Origin of the sequence: Streptomyces albiaxialis (assembly GCF_039530985.1) — a bacterium.
Taxonomy (GTDB): Bacteria; Actinomycetota; Actinomycetes; order Streptomycetales; family Streptomycetaceae; genus Streptomyces; species Streptomyces albiaxialis.
The window spans coordinates 1,025,483-1,039,890 of record NZ_BAAAPE010000001.1 but is presented as its reverse complement, the minus strand read 5'-3'; the positions used below and the strand labels follow the sequence as shown (position 1 = coordinate 1,039,890).

17 protein-coding genes are annotated in these 14,408 nt (G+C 66.8%); 8 read left to right on the top strand and 9 right to left on the bottom strand.

Going from position 1 to position 14,408, the window contains the following annotated elements:
• Window positions 1–15: 15 nt before the first annotated feature.
• Entirely contained in the window at window positions 16–1,236 is a 1,221-nt protein-coding gene (locus ABD343_RS04575; RefSeq protein WP_344524393.1) for an RNA-guided endonuclease InsQ/TnpB family protein, read from the top strand.
• Between the two features lie 56 nt (window positions 1,237–1,292).
• Here ABD343_RS04575 and ABD343_RS04570 read toward each other — a convergent pair whose 3' ends face one another.
• Both ABD343_RS04570 and ABD343_RS04565 read right to left on the bottom strand, forming a co-directional pair.
• Window positions 1,293–2,558 carry a threonine synthase gene (locus ABD343_RS04570; protein ID WP_344524171.1) on the bottom strand — a complete coding sequence of 422 codons (1,266 nt, stop codon included), beginning with the start codon at window positions 2,556–2,558 and terminating at the stop codon, window positions 1,293–1,295.
• A gap of 41 nt (window positions 2,559–2,599) precedes the next feature.
• Window positions 2,600–3,085 carry a hypothetical protein gene (locus ABD343_RS04565; RefSeq protein WP_344524169.1) on the bottom strand — a complete coding sequence of 162 codons (486 nt, stop codon included), beginning with the start codon at window positions 3,083–3,085 and terminating at the stop codon, window positions 2,600–2,602.
• A 58-nt stretch (window positions 3,086–3,143) separates the two neighbouring features.
• Between ABD343_RS04565 and ABD343_RS04560 the strand changes: the two genes are divergently transcribed.
• Window positions 3,144–3,395 (top strand): LLM class flavin-dependent oxidoreductase, encoded by a 252-nt coding sequence (locus ABD343_RS04560; protein WP_344524167.1) that lies wholly within the window; start codon window positions 3,144–3,146, stop codon window positions 3,393–3,395.
• A 52-nt stretch (window positions 3,396–3,447) separates the two neighbouring features.
• Here ABD343_RS04560 and ABD343_RS04555 read toward each other — a convergent pair whose 3' ends face one another.
• The 4 genes from ABD343_RS04555 to ABD343_RS04540 all read right to left on the bottom strand — a co-directional run bounded on the left by ABD343_RS04555 (window position 3,448) and on the right by ABD343_RS04540 (window position 8,530).
• Window positions 3,448–5,067: an endonuclease NucS domain-containing protein gene (locus ABD343_RS04555; protein ID WP_344524165.1), complete on the bottom strand. Its 1,620-nt coding sequence runs from the start codon at window positions 5,065–5,067 to the stop codon at window positions 3,448–3,450.
• Between the two features lie 140 nt (window positions 5,068–5,207).
• A complete protein-coding gene (locus ABD343_RS04550) occupies window positions 5,208–5,477 on the bottom strand; it encodes a methyltransferase (protein WP_344524163.1) in 270 nt (89 codons plus the stop codon).
• Between the two features lie 62 nt (window positions 5,478–5,539).
• On the bottom strand, window positions 5,540–6,745 hold the full coding sequence (locus ABD343_RS04545; RefSeq protein WP_344524161.1) for a serine/threonine-protein kinase: 1,206 nt from the start codon (window positions 6,743–6,745) through the stop codon (window positions 5,540–5,542).
• 12 nt (window positions 6,746–6,757) lie between these two features.
• Window positions 6,758–8,530: a hypothetical protein gene (locus ABD343_RS04540; protein WP_344524159.1), complete on the bottom strand. Its 1,773-nt coding sequence runs from the start codon at window positions 8,528–8,530 to the stop codon at window positions 6,758–6,760.
• 177 nt (window positions 8,531–8,707) lie between these two features.
• Between ABD343_RS04540 and ABD343_RS04535 the strand changes: the two genes are divergently transcribed.
• The gene (locus tag ABD343_RS04535; RefSeq protein WP_344524157.1) at window positions 8,708–9,445 is read left to right on the top strand and encodes an SAVMC3_10250 family protein; all 738 of its coding nucleotides are present in this window, start codon (window positions 8,708–8,710) and stop codon (window positions 9,443–9,445) included.
• Between the two features lie 140 nt (window positions 9,446–9,585).
• Here the strand turns inward: ABD343_RS04535 and ABD343_RS04530 are convergent, their stop codons facing one another.
• Window positions 9,586–10,503 (bottom strand): LLM class flavin-dependent oxidoreductase, encoded by a 918-nt coding sequence (locus ABD343_RS04530; RefSeq protein WP_344524155.1) that lies wholly within the window; start codon window positions 10,501–10,503, stop codon window positions 9,586–9,588.
• Window positions 10,504–10,833: 330 nt separating this feature from the next.
• Here ABD343_RS04530 and ABD343_RS04525 point away from each other — a divergent pair, with 330 nt between their 5' ends.
• Entirely contained in the window at window positions 10,834–11,814 is a 981-nt protein-coding gene (locus ABD343_RS04525) for a helix-turn-helix domain-containing protein (RefSeq protein ID WP_344524153.1), read from the top strand.
• 70 nt (window positions 11,815–11,884) lie between these two features.
• On the opposite strand, the gene ABD343_RS04520 is transcribed toward ABD343_RS04525, so the two are convergent.
• Both ABD343_RS04520 and ABD343_RS04515 read right to left on the bottom strand, forming a co-directional pair.
• A complete protein-coding gene (locus tag ABD343_RS04520; protein WP_344524151.1) occupies window positions 11,885–12,109 on the bottom strand; it encodes a DUF397 domain-containing protein in 225 nt (74 codons plus the stop codon).
• A gap of 5 nt (window positions 12,110–12,114) precedes the next feature.
• Complete coding sequence (locus ABD343_RS04515) at window positions 12,115–12,945, bottom strand: helix-turn-helix domain-containing protein (protein ID WP_344524149.1); 831 nt, start codon at window positions 12,943–12,945, stop codon at window positions 12,115–12,117.
• Window positions 12,946–13,368: 423 nt separating this feature from the next.
• Between ABD343_RS04515 and ABD343_RS04510 the strand changes: the two genes are divergently transcribed.
• The 4 genes from ABD343_RS04510 (at window position 13,369) to ABD343_RS04495 (ending at window position 14,328) form a co-directional block, all read left to right on the top strand.
• A complete protein-coding gene (locus tag ABD343_RS04510; protein ID WP_344524147.1) occupies window positions 13,369–13,509 on the top strand; it encodes a hypothetical protein in 141 nt (46 codons plus the stop codon).
• On the top strand, window positions 13,506–13,763 hold the full coding sequence (locus tag ABD343_RS04505) for a hypothetical protein (RefSeq protein WP_344524145.1): 258 nt from the start codon (window positions 13,506–13,508) through the stop codon (window positions 13,761–13,763). Before ABD343_RS04510 ends, ABD343_RS04505 begins: the two co-directional genes overlap by 4 nt.
• The gene (locus ABD343_RS04500) at window positions 13,760–13,990 is read left to right on the top strand and encodes a hypothetical protein (RefSeq protein ID WP_344524143.1); all 231 of its coding nucleotides are present in this window, start codon (window positions 13,760–13,762) and stop codon (window positions 13,988–13,990) included. Before ABD343_RS04505 ends, ABD343_RS04500 begins: the two co-directional genes overlap by 4 nt.
• Window positions 13,991–14,151: 161 nt before the next feature.
• Window positions 14,152–14,328 (top strand): lasso RiPP family leader peptide-containing protein, encoded by a 177-nt coding sequence (locus ABD343_RS04495; RefSeq protein WP_344524141.1) that lies wholly within the window; start codon window positions 14,152–14,154, stop codon window positions 14,326–14,328.
• The last annotated feature ends 80 nt before the right edge of the window (window positions 14,329–14,408 follow it).

Genomic DNA, 14,408 nt, shown 5'->3' with positions numbered 1-14,408 from the left:
CGTACGATGGTCGAAATGCAGCTTAGGTACTCCTTCCGGATGTACCCGAACGGTCCGCAGCGCTCGGCGCTGGCCAGGGCGTTCGGGTGCTCGCGGGTGGTCTATAACGATGCGCTCCGCGCTCGTGAGACCGCCCGTGCGGCCGGTGAGGCGTTCCCGAAGACCGGGGACCTGTCGAAGCTGCTGATCACTGAGGCGAAGAAGACCGAGGAACGCGCATGGCTCGGCGAGGTGTCCGCCGTCGTGCTCCAGCAGTCCCTTCGAGACCTGGACACCGCATACTGGAACTTCTTTGACGGCCTCAAGGGCAAGCGCCCGCGTATGGGCGCACCCCGGTTCAAGAGCCGCAAGGACAACCGGCAGGCCGTCCGCTTCACCGCGAACGCCCGGTGGAAGATCACCATGGGCGGGGACCTGTCGTTGCCGAAGATCGGCGATGTCCGGGTGAAGTGGTCCCGTCTCCTGCCGTCCACACCGTCCACGGTGACAGTGATCAAGGACGCCGCCGGGCGGTACTTCTGCTCGTTCGTGGTCGAGACCGAAGCGGACGAGGCACTGCCCGAGACCGAGGCCGTGGTCGGCATCGACCTGGGGCTGTCCCACTTCGCGATCCTCTCAGACGGCACGAAGATCGACAGCCCCCGTTTCCTTCGACGGGCCGAGAAGAAGCTCAAGCGCGAACAGCAGCGCCTCAGCCGGAAGGCAAAGGGCAGCAGCAACCGGACCAAGGCCCGTATCAAGGTCGCCCGCGCTCACGCACGGGTTGCCGACGCGCGGCGCGAGTTCCACCACCGGCTCTCCACGAAGCTGATCCGCGAAAACCAAGCGGTCGCAGTGGAAGACCTGTCGGTCAAGGGACTCGCCCGTACGCGCCTGGCCAAGTCCGTCCACGACGCCGGATGGTCGGCGTTTCTAACGATGCTGGAGTACAAGGCCGCCCGGTACGGGCGCACCTTCGTACGCATCGGCCGCTTCGAGCCCACGTCTCAGGTGTGCTCGCAGTGCGGCGTCAAGGACGGCCCCAAGCCTCTCGGTGTTCGCGTCTGGCAGTGCCGGGCGTGCGCCGCGTGGCTGGACCGGGACATCAATGCGGCGCTCAACGTCGCCAAGACCGCAGGACTTGCGGTATCTGCCTGTCGAGCGCGGGTAAGACCGGGACCTGTCCCGGCACAGCGCGAAGAAGCAGGAACCCACCGAGACGGTCAGCCGACCGTGGTAGGAATCCCCGCCCTTTAGGGCGGGGAGCGGAAGTCAAAGCCCACCGCGCCCCAGCCCACGGCCACGGACCAGCCTCAGTCGAGGAGGCCGGCCGCGCGCAGCCGGGGCACGAGCGCGTCCCACTCGGGCGAGACGGGCTCGACGGGTTCGGTCCCGACGCCGAGATCCTTGAAGCCGCTCGACGTGGACACGCACACGACAGGCCCGTCCCCGGCGTCCCCGGAATCCCCGGCAGCCCCGGCATCCTTGGCGGGCGTCGCCCCGGAGCGCGCGCGGTACGCCGCGAGCCCCGCCGCGCTCGACAGCTCGGCCCACATCCCCTGGCCCGCCAGCTCCCGCTGCGCGTCCCGCATCTGCGCGTCGCTGACCAGCAGCGGCTCTCCCCCGCTGCGCAGCAGCGCGTGCCGGGCGCGGTAGCCGCCTGCGGAGGAGTCGATGGCGTACGCGTCCGTGGGGCCGACCTCGACGTGCGTGGCGGGCACGCCCGTACGGACGGCGGCGGCGAGCGGCCCGCCCGCGTCCGGCTCGGCACTGAACAGGCGCGGCACCCGGTCGGTCACGCCGAGGCGGCGCAGCTCCTCGAAGCCCTTGCCGACGCCGAACAGCAGCTCCCCGTACCCGACGGGCACGTAAACGGCCGAGGGCACGGTGCCGAGGTCCGCGAACAGCTCGTAGGCCACCGTCTTGTAGCCCTCGGGCCCGAAGGCGTGGCCGGTGTGGGTGGGGGTGAGGTTGCTGACGGGGTGCAGCGCGCACCGTTCGACGAGCAGGCGCAGCAGCGGCCAGCGGGCGTCCTCGGGCACGGGCAGCACCTCGGCGCCGTACGCACGCAGGAACGACAGCACGGCCGGGGGCACGTGCGAGGACGCGATGACGACGCAGCGCAGCCCGGCGCGGGCGGCGTAGGCGGCGGCCGAGGCACCGTGGTTCCCGGACGAGGCGACGACGACGCCCGGTGCGCCCATGCGCGCGGCCGCGCTCACGGCGACGCGGTTGAGCCGGTCCTTGTGGCTCCACGTGGGATTACGGGACTCGTCCTTGACGTAGACGCCGTCCTCCAGCGGTACGAGCGGTGTCCCGCCCTCCGCGAGCCCCGCCCCGACGAGCGGCGGCATCAACGGCGCCCACCGCCCGATCCCGTCGGAACGGCCGGAGGCGGAGCGGGCGAACAGCGCCGGGCCGTCCACCTCCTCGTACGCGTAGTCGACCTCCACCGGGTAGGAGAGCGCCTCGGTGCTCGTCCTCGGACACCCGGCCGTCATCGGCGGCCACAGCGGATAGGTGAACGCGGGGTCGCCGAGCGACACTTGCCCCGTCGCGCGGGAGAGATCGTCCGTCATGGGACGAGCGTAGGCGGCACGCGGCACGCGGCGCCCGCGTCCTACCGCGCGAGCGCGTTCATCCAGCGGGACAGCCCGCCGTGCACCATCGGCACGACCTCCTTGTACGTACGGTCGCCCGGCAGCGCCACGATCAGCCGGCAGTACGGCGGCCACCACGTCATCTTCACCCGCGCCCGCCCGTCGAGGACCGTCTCCAGGAACGCGGGGGCCTGCTCGCGCGGGACGTCGTGGAACGTGATCCCGTCCAGCGTGAGGTGCGCGTCCCCCTCCTCGAAGACCTGCACGGTGATGTGCGGGGTGAGCGGGCCCTCGGTCGCGGGGATCTCCAGCCACGCCTCGTGCGGCAGCGAACCGTCCTCGTCGGTCACGGCGAACGCCCCGGCGGCGGTGCGCCGCGACGACTCGTCCGCCCCGATCGCGTGCTCGACGGTCACCGGGAGGCCGTGCCGCTCGGCGACGGCCCGGATCGCCCGGACGGCCGCCTCGGTGCTCGGGAAGGCTTCGGGATCGCGCGAGTGGTCCATACCACTGCATCATGCCAGGTGAACGCGCTCACCCACTCGCCCGGCATACCCTCGCAGCATGAGACTGAGCACGTGCATCCTGCCCGTACAGCGCTGGCACGAGGGCGGGCGCGACACCTGGCGACGAGCGGAGGAGCTGGGCTTCCACGCCGCGTACACCTACGACCACCTGACGTGGCGCGTCCCCTTCCGCGACGGTCCGTGGTTCGGCGCCGTGCCGACCCTGACCGCGGCTGCCGGTGTCACCGAACGTATCCGCCTCGGCACGATGGTCACCTCAGTCAAGCCTTTTTCACCTATCGCATGCTGACCTGCTCATTCGTGGCGCCCTGGGACTGATCCCCTACCGAATCCGGCGAGCGCTAGAAGCCATGAGTGAGGGCACGGTACTCCCGGGCCACCAGCTCCACCTCGTGGGAATGCCTGTTGAGGTACTGCCCAATCGAGACGATCTCGCCATCAGCCGCAATGCTTGCGTACGCCTGCGCGTACCCGCGAGGGTCCGTTTCTGAGGAGTAGACGCGGGGACCCTGATCGTGATGTGTCCAGATGCGGTGCTCGTCGACTACCGTCGCCTCGGACCCAACGGGTCCGATCTTCTCCAGGAGCACGTAGTGCAGCCCGAGGAGATCCAAGAGCTCTCGGTCACGTTCCCACACGGTTCCCGCGTACATGTTGCTCATCAAGAACAGCGGATCGCGGTACACGAACCGTACCGCATCCCGCAATGACATGCCTCGGCCGTTCCAGCACAGGGCGCCACGCACCGAGTGCCGCAGCCCGTGGCGGGGTACGGCCTCGCCCATGACCATGGGTAGGAGATTGTCCAGGCCGTCCGGCCACCCATGGATGATTGTTTGCAGGAGGTCACAGGGGTTGTAGACGTGCAGTCCGACGTCTCCCTCACCGACCTTCGGGCCCACCTCGTCGAGCCAGCCGTCCACGAGTGACTCCCACTCGTGGTTGCCGGCGAAGCTCTGCCGGGCCTCCTGCCTAAATGTGTTCCAACGGCTGGCAACCTGCGGGCTGGCGGTGCCTGTGTACAGGATCTGACTGTCGCCTCGTTCATCCCCGGTCAGGAAGCGGAACAGGTCTTGCTGCTCGAACGCGGCTGTGTCGTCGTAGGCGCCGGTACCTCGGAAGCCTTGGATGGCCCAGTTGGGGTCGTCACGGAGATTCTTCAACTGCCCTGGCTGTGCAGACCCCATCTTCATTCCACGCAGCTTGCTGCGCGCAAGGCGGTTACAGAGCTCGCAGAGGGCCAGGTACTCGGCCTGGTGCTCTTCGGCGAACGGCTCCGGTCCGTCATAACCACCCAGGAGATCCGTTGCGGCGAGCTCCTCGTTCACTCGGCCTACCGCTAGGTACAGGCCGAAAGGCGCAGGGAAGGAGTGCTTGTCCGCTACGCGGTCTAGATCCGCCGCCAGCAGGTCGAGCGCCCCCAACTCGTCCGCGACCTTGCAGATGATCCTCCAGCCCTGCTCACGCTGTTCCTCCGTGGTGAAGAAGAACAGGTTGTGGATGGGGGTGATGCGGGGTTCGAACGCCCGAGGCAGAAACTCCACCCGTTCGGTCCCGATGGGGGTGCCGTCGCTGTCCAAGAGCAGTTGGTACCCGCGAAGATCATGACTCCAGTCACGCGCGGCGTGGCTGACAGCGATCAGGAGTTCTTCCCAGTCGTCCGGCATGGCGAGAATCACCGCGCGGATGCGGTCCGGCGCGAGGTTCTTCTCCCGGCAGAGGAGCTCGGTGTACTTGTTGACCTCGTGCAGGGCTTGCCGCGCGCTGGACCGGGACCGCTTAAGCTCGATGACCACCCACATCTGATGGCGATCACGGGCCAGGATGTCGATGCTGCCCCTGGTGCCGTGTGCGTTGGGCAGCGGGTACTCCTCGAACTGAACCGGTCGGAGCCCCGGCTCGATCAGCTCCAGGTTTTGTACGAGCGCATTGCGGAGAACGTTTTCGAGAGGCGGTCGCATGGACGAAGGCTAAACCGGAGCACTGACAAGGGCTCTGGGGTTGCGCACAGTTGGAGAGTCTCCTGCACCCCGTGGTCACCCTGCCAAGGGTGACCTCCCCTACGAGTTACCCGTTGTCTCTGCCGCCTGGTTCCGCTTCGTCAGACAGTCTGGCGATCTGCCTTGGCCTGCTCCAGCGTCTCGGCAATCGCAGCGAACTCCGAGAGGGCAGCCTGGAGGTCCTCGATGATCTCGGCCGCCAGAACCTCAGGAGCAGGAAGACTGTCAACATCGTCGAGGCTCGGATCACGCAGCCAGGTGATGTCGAGGTTCGCCTTGTCGCGGGCAACCAGCTCGTCGTAGGTGAACGGCTTGAAACGCTCACTCTTGACCCGCTTTGCACGATCCTCGCCCGGCTTGAAGCACTGCACGAAGTCTTCGAGGTGGAACCTAGTACTCCAGCGGGAATGGTGAAGCCCCACTGGAGTACTAGTTACTGTTTGTTCGACCTTGCGATCCACCGTGCGACGCCCTCGAAGGCGTTCAGCACTCGCACGTCATAGGGGTCGAAGAAGTTTTGACAGTCGTGGCCAAGCCTGTTGTACAGGGCTGCGGCTCCTCGTGCGTCACCAGATTGGCCGGTGAGCTCGGCATGCTCCATGCGTGCTTCGATCACTGACTGGTCACTCTCTCCGCATCGGATTTCCAAATCGAAGATACGGCGATCCAGTTCCCGGATCCGCCGTGACAGGCGAGTGTCGCTGCCCGGAGCATCAGGCAGATCGGCTTGTCTGTCGGCACCGGTCAGCTCTTCTGCGCCCAGAGTGTTCTGGATCTCCCTCATCGTCTCTGCAACCATCTCGGCGCTCTTCGGGCGATGCGCCGGATCCTTGGCCAGGAGAGTTTGGACGATGGCGTCGAGTTGGTCGGGTACGCCCGGGCGATGCGCGCTAGGAGGTGCTGGGATGTCGTCCTGATGCATCCTGCCTACGGCCATGGGGGCGTCCTGAGCACTGCCGAAGGGAGTGCGCCCGGTCAGCATCTCGTGCAGGACGCAGCCCACGGAGTACAAGTCGCTGCGCACGCTGCCCAGGTCGTCGTTCCAGCGCTCTGGTGCCTTGTACAGCGGGGTTCCCGCGCCTGTATGGGACTGGGTGGCGTCAGCGAAGGAAGCCAGTCCGAAGTCCACGATCTTCACTTCACCCTGGCGCGTGATCATGATGTTGTCGGGCTTGATGTCGTGGTGAAGCACACCACAGGAGTGCGCGGCTTCGAGGCCCTCGCAGATCTCGCGCGTCCATCGCACGGTTCGCTCCAAGGTGAGGGTCGGACCCGTCTTTAGATACTCGGTCAGCGACCGGCCCGTGATGTATTCCATCACGATATAGAGCTCGCCGTCGTGTTCGCCGGTGTCATAGATGTGTGCGACGTGGGGGTGGTTGACCCGGGCCATAGCAGGCCCCTCACGCTTGAACCTTTTCACTGTCCACTCGCTGAACTCCGTGGGGACTCCCTGCTGGGTGAGGCGGCTCCGTGCGAGGAGTTTCAGAGCCACGGTGCGGCCCAGTCTCATATCCTCGGCGGCCCACACATCGCCCATAGCGCCACTGACAGGGTCACCCTGAGGTTTGTAGCGTCCGCCGATCAGCTTGGAGGTGTCCACCGGTCTCTTTTCTTTTCCTCTCTCGAATCGCTTCACCTCACCCAGTGTTCAGTCCATTTTATGATTCCCTCCCCATAGAGTGAGGGAGGGCATCTGTTCCATTGCTTCACGCCATTCCTCGAAGAATTCCTCGCACTCGTCCAACGCCATCGACAATGTCGTGACGGAGTTGTACCGCAATTGATTCCCGTGCTGACGCACGCGCTTCTTGCGGTGAGGAACACTCAATATCTCCCAGATTGCCCACGCGAACATGCAGACCGTGAGCGTGGCGAAGAACCACCTCGCCACGCCATCGATGAACGGCACTATGAGCGATCCGGTGAGGCAGCCGACCCCCAGGGCGGCACATACACGCGGCCACCTGCGCACGACAGCGTCCGACTGAACCTGGGTCCGTTGCTCGATCTGCGTGGCGAGTTCATCGACGAGTGTATTCGTTTTGGCCATCGCCTTTGGATCTGTGGGAACAGCGCAGGACCAGTCTGCGACAACCAAGGTGATATGACGCGGAAGACGAAGTCGGGAGGATTCAGTGAAGCGTTTGGCAACGCCCTCCATGCTTGGCCAGATTGCGCGAAAAGCCATACGTCGGGCCGGCTGGCTGAGCTGTGCTTCGCCCGGTTCGAAGACAGCCCGGTCAAGAAGCGCCATGAAGGTCACCGGGCCCGCATCGGGGCCGAGTGACGACTCGTGTGCTCTGTTGGCAGCCTCAAGGTCTCCGCCATGCTCGATGACACGCTCAAGTCGGCGCATCCTCTCGCGCATATCCGCCTCATCGGGTTCTTGCTGATTGATGAGACGCTCCAGGGCGCTTTCGACGTGGCCACTGTAGCTGACCGGCGAGTCAACTCCGTCCGGGCCGTCTGGAAACGTGCGCCTGAGGAAGTTCAGAGTGCCCTCGGGCACGGTCGCGAGTTCCCAACCGTCCCGGAGCGCTTCCCAATCATCTCCGCATGTCTCGCGAAGCGCCATGTACTGGTTCTCGGCAATGCGGCTGCGCAGGTTCAGCAGCCGGGATTCAAGTTGAGTGCCACCGCTCTTTCCTGCGACTCTCCTCGCGCCGGTCGAGAAGGTGAGTCTTTCCTGGTTCCATCGCGACATAGCCTGCCGGGTGTAGCCGAGCGCCTCGTCACCTAGTTCCTTGCTCGCGATCGCATCCAGGACGACGAAGAACTCTTGACCGAGCTCGTCGGGGTCGAGCGATTGGAGGTAAAGGTCCATCCATGCAGCTGCTTCGGTCTCGTTTCCGAGGCGGGAACAGGTGAGTGAAAAGAAGAGATTTGCTTTAGCAGCGTCCAGAGCGGTGGCGTGTGCACGAGCGCTCTCGCCTCGATCCTCCTCGGCGCGGAACCTGACCGCGACGGCCATCGTGGCTGGCGCAAGCCAGTATGTCGGTTCGAGGAGCAACCGTTCTTCAGTACAGGCGCGCACGGTGGCCGTGTTGACCACGTTCCTGTGGACGGCCTGTGCGGTGAGGGTGTGGACCAGCCCGCGAGCCAGGGCGCGAGTGTGCTTGCGTTGTGCGAAGTCCGCGTGCCACTCGGTGGTCAGGCGGTTCAGTTCGGCTTGCGCCTTTGCGACCTCCCGGTCGCGACCGTACTGCTCGATGAAGGTGTCGAGGGTCTGACGCGTGTCGGTGACCTCACTCTTCAGCCCTGCAACCTCATGGCGTACGTCGGTGACATCGCCGCTCAACCTGCTGACATCGGTACGCACGCCGTGCAGTCCCCCCTCGTGGCGTGCTTGTCCTGCTTCTATGTCGTCAACCCGCTCGGTGAGCCGGTCCAGTGCTGATCTCGTCTCCAGTGGGTCGTCCAAGACATCCCCCCGAAATGATCGCGGCGTGCGGTTCGGGCCCGCTCCATTATCGAGCTCGCGTGCCTGCCTTGCTGTCAACTGGCTTGATTCTCGGCGGCTTTGTCCGACGACGGCCGGTGTCAGTGCGGGATGGCAATATGTCGTGCCACGTGACGAGCAGACCGGATGAGGTATCCCTTGCGCGAGATCGTTTACTTGTCGGAGAGCAAGCTACGGCAGTTCGTGCCCGTACCACGGCGTATACCGCGGATGGCTGCTCTTCGTGTGACCACGCCGTTCGGCGGGGTCGATATGGACGCGCCCGTCAAGGACGGGGAAAAGGATCAACTGCGGCACCTACACAAGGTCTGTGAGCAGGTGCAGCTCGCAGCGGACTGGTACGCAGCGCCTGACCTGCGTCCCGGGCAGTGGGTGCAGTTCGAGGTGCCGCTGCGGTGCGTGACACTCAGTGATGCCCACCAGGACCTCGTACTGTTCGTGGACCGGGCGCGAGGAAGGGACGGGGGCCGCCCATCAGCTCAGGACTGTCGTCTGCTGATGCACGGGTCGGTTCGGCATCTGCGGGGCTGGACTCCGATACCGGTGGACGGTCCTGAGCCTGAAGGCGCGAACTCCCTCTCCAGCCTGGGCACAGCATTCGCCACCAGGGCGGGGCAAGTCGTCGAGACACTCACCAGGAATCGTGACCGGCTGTCAACGGAGCAGGCCGCGCGCCAGGTGGCCATGCGCCTGCCTGACAGAGGTGTGCAGGATTTGCTCCACGCGCTGGACGATGAGGACGGCAGCTTCAACATGTCGGCGCTGATGACCGGTTACGCACGTGTCAGCGGGATTCTTCCGCACACCGATGCCACCTCTCGGTGCGTAGTGGCGAGTCCACTCGTCGTGGAGTACGCGGCGGACGCCGTTCTGTAGGGCTTCGTGTGGTTTCGCCCCGCGGCCTACGACAGTCGTCACCGCATGTGGTCCGGCCGCCGGTCAGGCTTCCTCGTGGCGGGGCACGAGTCCCTCATGGTGCCCAGTGAGGTTTCGCCACAACACGCAGGCCGCATCGTTCAACCGAGCTGGGCGACGGCCTCATCGGCGATGCGCTCGAAGACCTTTTGGTTGGCTGCGAAGCGCGAGTCCGGGATGGGCCAGTGGATCACGATCTCGGTGAAGCCCAGCAGCTCCTGGTGGCGCCCGGCGAAGTCCACGAAGGCGTCGACCGACTCCAGCGGGCGGGTGCCGTCCGGCGTGAAGCCAGTGAGAAAGATCTTGTCCAGCTCGGCCACATCACGGCCGATGTCCGCACACGCCTTGCCGAGCTTCTCGACCTGGCCCCGGAGCGCCTCGCGGGACTGCTCGGGCGTACCCGTCGCGGAGACCTTCGGGTCCCCGGTGGTCACCCACGCCTGCCCGTGCCGGGCCGCGAGCGTCAGGCCGCGCGGGCCGGTGGCCGCGACGGCGAAGGGCAGCCTCGGTCGCTGCACGCACCCCGGGATGTTCCGTGCCTCGTTCGCCGAGTAGAAGGTCCCCTCGTGCGTCACCGAGTCCTCGGTCAGCAGCCGGTCGAGCAGCGGCACGAACTCCCCGAACCGGTCTGCGCGCTCGCGCGGCGACCAGGGCTCCTCGTCCCCCTTGAGCAGCGTCGTGGCGTCGAAGCCGTTGCCGCCGGCGCCGATGCCGAGGGTGATCCGCCCACCGGAGATGTCGTCCAGCGAGATCAGCTCCTTGGCGAGCGTCACGGGGTGCCGGAAGTTTGGCGACGTTACGAGCGTTCCCAATCGCAGCCGCTCGGTGGCCGTCGCGGCGGCGGTCAGGGTAGGCACCGCGCCGAACCAGGGGCCGTCGCGGAACGGAACCCGCCACGAGAGGTGGTCGTACGTGTACGCGGTGTGGAAGCCGAATTCCTCGGCGCGCAGCCACTGGTCACGGCCGCCCTCGTGCCAGCGGCGTACGGGAAGGTTCACGGTGCTCAGGCGCAGACTCATGCCTCTGAGCCTACGGTGGCGCATGAGGCCAGAGTGATGCGGACACGTCAAGCGATAGCGCCTCGGTCGAGGCCGATGGCGACGCAGGAGCGCTGAGAATCGAGTCGTCGATCGTTTTCCGAGGACTGGGGGCACCGTTCCCCACGTCCAGTCGCCGAGCCAAACCGGAGGACACGAGCTCAGGGCGAACGAGCCATCAATGCTCCACCCAAAGCTGGCGGTTGACGCTGAGCGCAAGCTACGCTCGTACGCTCACAACCCCATAAACGCAGGTGACCCCGGCGGTGTTACAGCACCCCGGGGTCCGACACCGAAGAGGACTAGTCTTCGATGCGCATCAATCGTAGCGCGCGCACGCGCTGCTTCACTGTCCTGGGCAACGAGGTCCTACGGGACCGCCGCCTGAGCTTCACCGCCCGCGGACTCCTGGCCTACCTGCTGTCCCTGCCAGATGGCGCCCGCGAGGACGTCCGCACCCTCGCCGACAAGAACCCTGGCCTGGGTCGACGTGGCGTTGCCAAGGCCCTCGACGAGCTGATCGAGTTCGGCTACTACGTGCGCCGTACGGTCCGGAACCCCGACAGCGGCCAGGTCCGCACAGAGACCTACGTCTTCGACGCCCCTCACACCGCCGAGGCTCCGCTTCCCACACGAGCGGGAACCGGCCAAGCGGAGACCGGGGACGCGGGAGCGTCCCCCAGGGGGAACAAGAACCCAGAAGAAGAAACCACCCACCCCGTGCCTACAGCGACGGACGCCGAGCCGTCCGGTGAGTGGGCGGAGGGAACGGCACCCCCCACGACCAGCCCTCCTGCCCCCATGCCGGAGGCCACAGGGCGCGGCGCCGCGCTGCTGTCCCGCCTGGGCAGTTTCGAGCCGAGACTGGCTCTGAGCGCCGCTGACGCACTTGCGCTGGCTCCGCTGGCCACTCGGTGGCTGGAAGCCGGGGTGCCCGAGCTGGAGGCCCGCTCGCTCCTCACCGCCGGACTGCCCCGGGTGGTGCACAGCCCACGGGCATTCCTCGCGGACCGCCTGGTGCGCAAGCTGCCCGTGCCACCTGCTCATCGCGACGAGGCCGCACCGGCAGCACCGCTGCTGGAGTGCGCCGAATGCCGCGATCCTCTGCCACGCGGCCAAAAAGCCGGGATCTGTGCGATCTGTGTGGGATCGGCATCACCTGCCGCCGAGGCAGCGCCAGTCACGGACACGGTGTCCGATCGTGTGGCGCTTCTGCGGACGATGCTACGAGCTCGGCGGCAGCCGCTACAGGCCGAGCCTGATCAGCGGGGAACCGCTGCCTTTGCGGGGTAAGAGGGATGATGTGCTGGCCGGACCAAGTGCTTGAACTGCTCGGCCCGGCCGGTATGTGAGGGGCTGCGGCTCAGGCGTCGAAGTGCCGGGTGCGGATTGCGGCGATGAGCGCGGTGAACTGCGTGGCCGGCACCATCAGGGCGGGGCCGGTCTCGTCCTTCGAGTCGCGGATGCCGACAAGGCCCGCGGCGGTGAGGTCGGCGACCTCGACGCAGGCCGTTCCGTTCTCCTGGCTGTAGGAGGACTTGAACCAGGCGCTTTCGGGTGCGAGTTCGGGCGCCGTGTGCTGTGTCATGGCGGTCAGATCTCTCGTGCTAGTCGTTGCAGGAAGGTGGACGTCTCGGCCGGAGCCAAGGCGCCCGCCCGCAGGGCGTCGAACCTGCGGGAGAACGCCCAGACTGTTGTGTCCTTGTCGCTGACGTTCGCCCCTTCCGCCGCGTCGGTTTGCACCACGGTGGGCAGCGGGGTGGCGAACTCCAGCAGCGTGAAGTTGGAACTGGATCGGTAGGTGGCCGTGCTCAGCGGAAGGATCTGCACGGTCACGTTGTCGAGCTGCGCGAGTTGGCCGATTTCCTCGTACTGCTCACGCATCACCTCCGTCCCGCCGATCACCCGCCGCAGCGCAGCCTCATCGAGGATCACCCACAGTTCCAGGCCGCTGTCGGCGCGGGTCATCCGGTCCTTGCGTTCCATGCGCAACTGGACTGTCCGTTCGACGAATTCGGTGGTGGTCTCTTCGACCAGCTTGGCCGCCAGCAGCATCTCGCGGGCGTAGCGCTCGGTCTGCAGCAGGCCCAGGACGACGTTGGGCTGCCAGGCCCGGATGGTGCGCGCACCGCTTTCCAGCCCGACGTACATGGCCATGCCCGAGGGCATGGTGGCGCGGTAGTGCGCCCACCAGCCCCGGCGCAGGGAGTCGCGGTGGATCTCGATGAGGAACTCGACGTCCTCCTCGTCGATGACGCCGTAGCGGTCGCACAGGACGCGCAGGTCGGCGGCCTTAGGCAGGGCCGTCAGCCCGTTCTCCACGCGGTAGAGCTTGGAGGTGGAGAACGTCAACCCGTCGACCGCCTCCGCGAGGGTGAATCCGCTCTTCTCCCGCAATCGCTTGAGTTCCCAGCCCAGTTGCATGCGCCGGACTGTGGGTCCGGTGGGTGCTGCCACGAGTCTGCCTCCGCCAGGGTCGAGCCGGTCTATGGCGCGGTGCGTGCCGCGAGTCTGACACTTGCAGTTCGGCTTGCGCAGCCCATAGCCCGCACCATTGCATATGCCATCTCTCGTGAAATTTTCTTGCCGTCTTGCACAGCAAGTCTCCCGGATCTCAAGCTGGTTGGGCTACCGGCAGCCTCCTGGCCGGTAGCAGCAACTGCAGTGCGACCCCCGAACCGTGCCTGCGCGGATGCCTCGCGACGCCTGGCGGCGGTGATCACCGGCCATGGCGCGGGCGGCACGCAACCGTGAACTGCGACCCGAGGTGGCGCCATGACGACCACTGCGCACACGCCAGCACCCACCGCCGTTGTACCCGGCGGCCCAGTCCTTGCATCCGCTCTCATGCAGGCCCCCATAGCCGCTGAGGCCGCCGCCTTCCGTGCCGCGCACGGTGCCCCGGCCACGTGGAGTGCGGAGGAGTTCGAGGTCTACCTGGATCTCGAACGCGTCCCCGCCGAATTGCGGGGAGGCGAGGCCGCGTGAACACGCCCGTGCAGCCGCCCTTCCGCATCGGTGACCGGGTGCGCGGCATCTCCTATGTGCCGCCCGAGCGGCGTCGGTGTGAGGCGCCGGAGGAGTTCGAGGGCGTCATCGTTCAGGTCGGCAGCGGATATGCCGGCGTGGACGCCGAGCTGACCCTTGTGTGGTGCCGCCTGGCTGATCACACTGAGCGCCAGTCCCTGGCACGCGAGACGGAGCTGCTGGAGCCCGTCGAGGCCGGTCAGGTGAGCGAGTGAGCGCCCGCCACCGGCTGCGTCGCCCCGCAGCGGACGGCACCGTCGCCGGGATCGTTCTGGCCACCGCGAACGTACTCGGCCTGGGGCTCGGACTCGGCGCCCTCGACCAACTCTCCGACGCGCCCACGGCCGTCGCTCCAGACATCCCACCCGCCGAGGAGCCGCATACCTCCCGGCTGGCCGTGGAGACGGACGGCGGACCGGCGGAGCACAGACAACATCCGTGACCTCCCTCCCGGACCGCTGCCAAGGCCCCTGCCCGGCCGGGTGTGACGCACAACCCGGCCGGGCAGGTCCGCACCGCCCGCACCACACCGCCAGGACTCCCGCCCGGCGGCGAAGCGCCCGGACATCCGTCCGGGCACAACAGGAAAGGGGAATCATCCGCATGGAACACCCCCAGGAACAGCCCACCGCCTGCCCGGACCAGCCCGCCGACGGACGTGAGTCTTCCTATCAGGCGCCCGCGGTGACGCCGGTCGGTTCGTTCGCCACCGACACACGCGGAGACGTGAGCGTTGGTCAGAGCGACGACTCCGACGCGGGCCAGTACTACGCACAGTGAATCAGCCGACCGGCACGACGCGCCTGCCGTGGTGGTGCGTTTTGCCCGACGACGATGCCGCCGGGCCGCTGGCCCGGCGG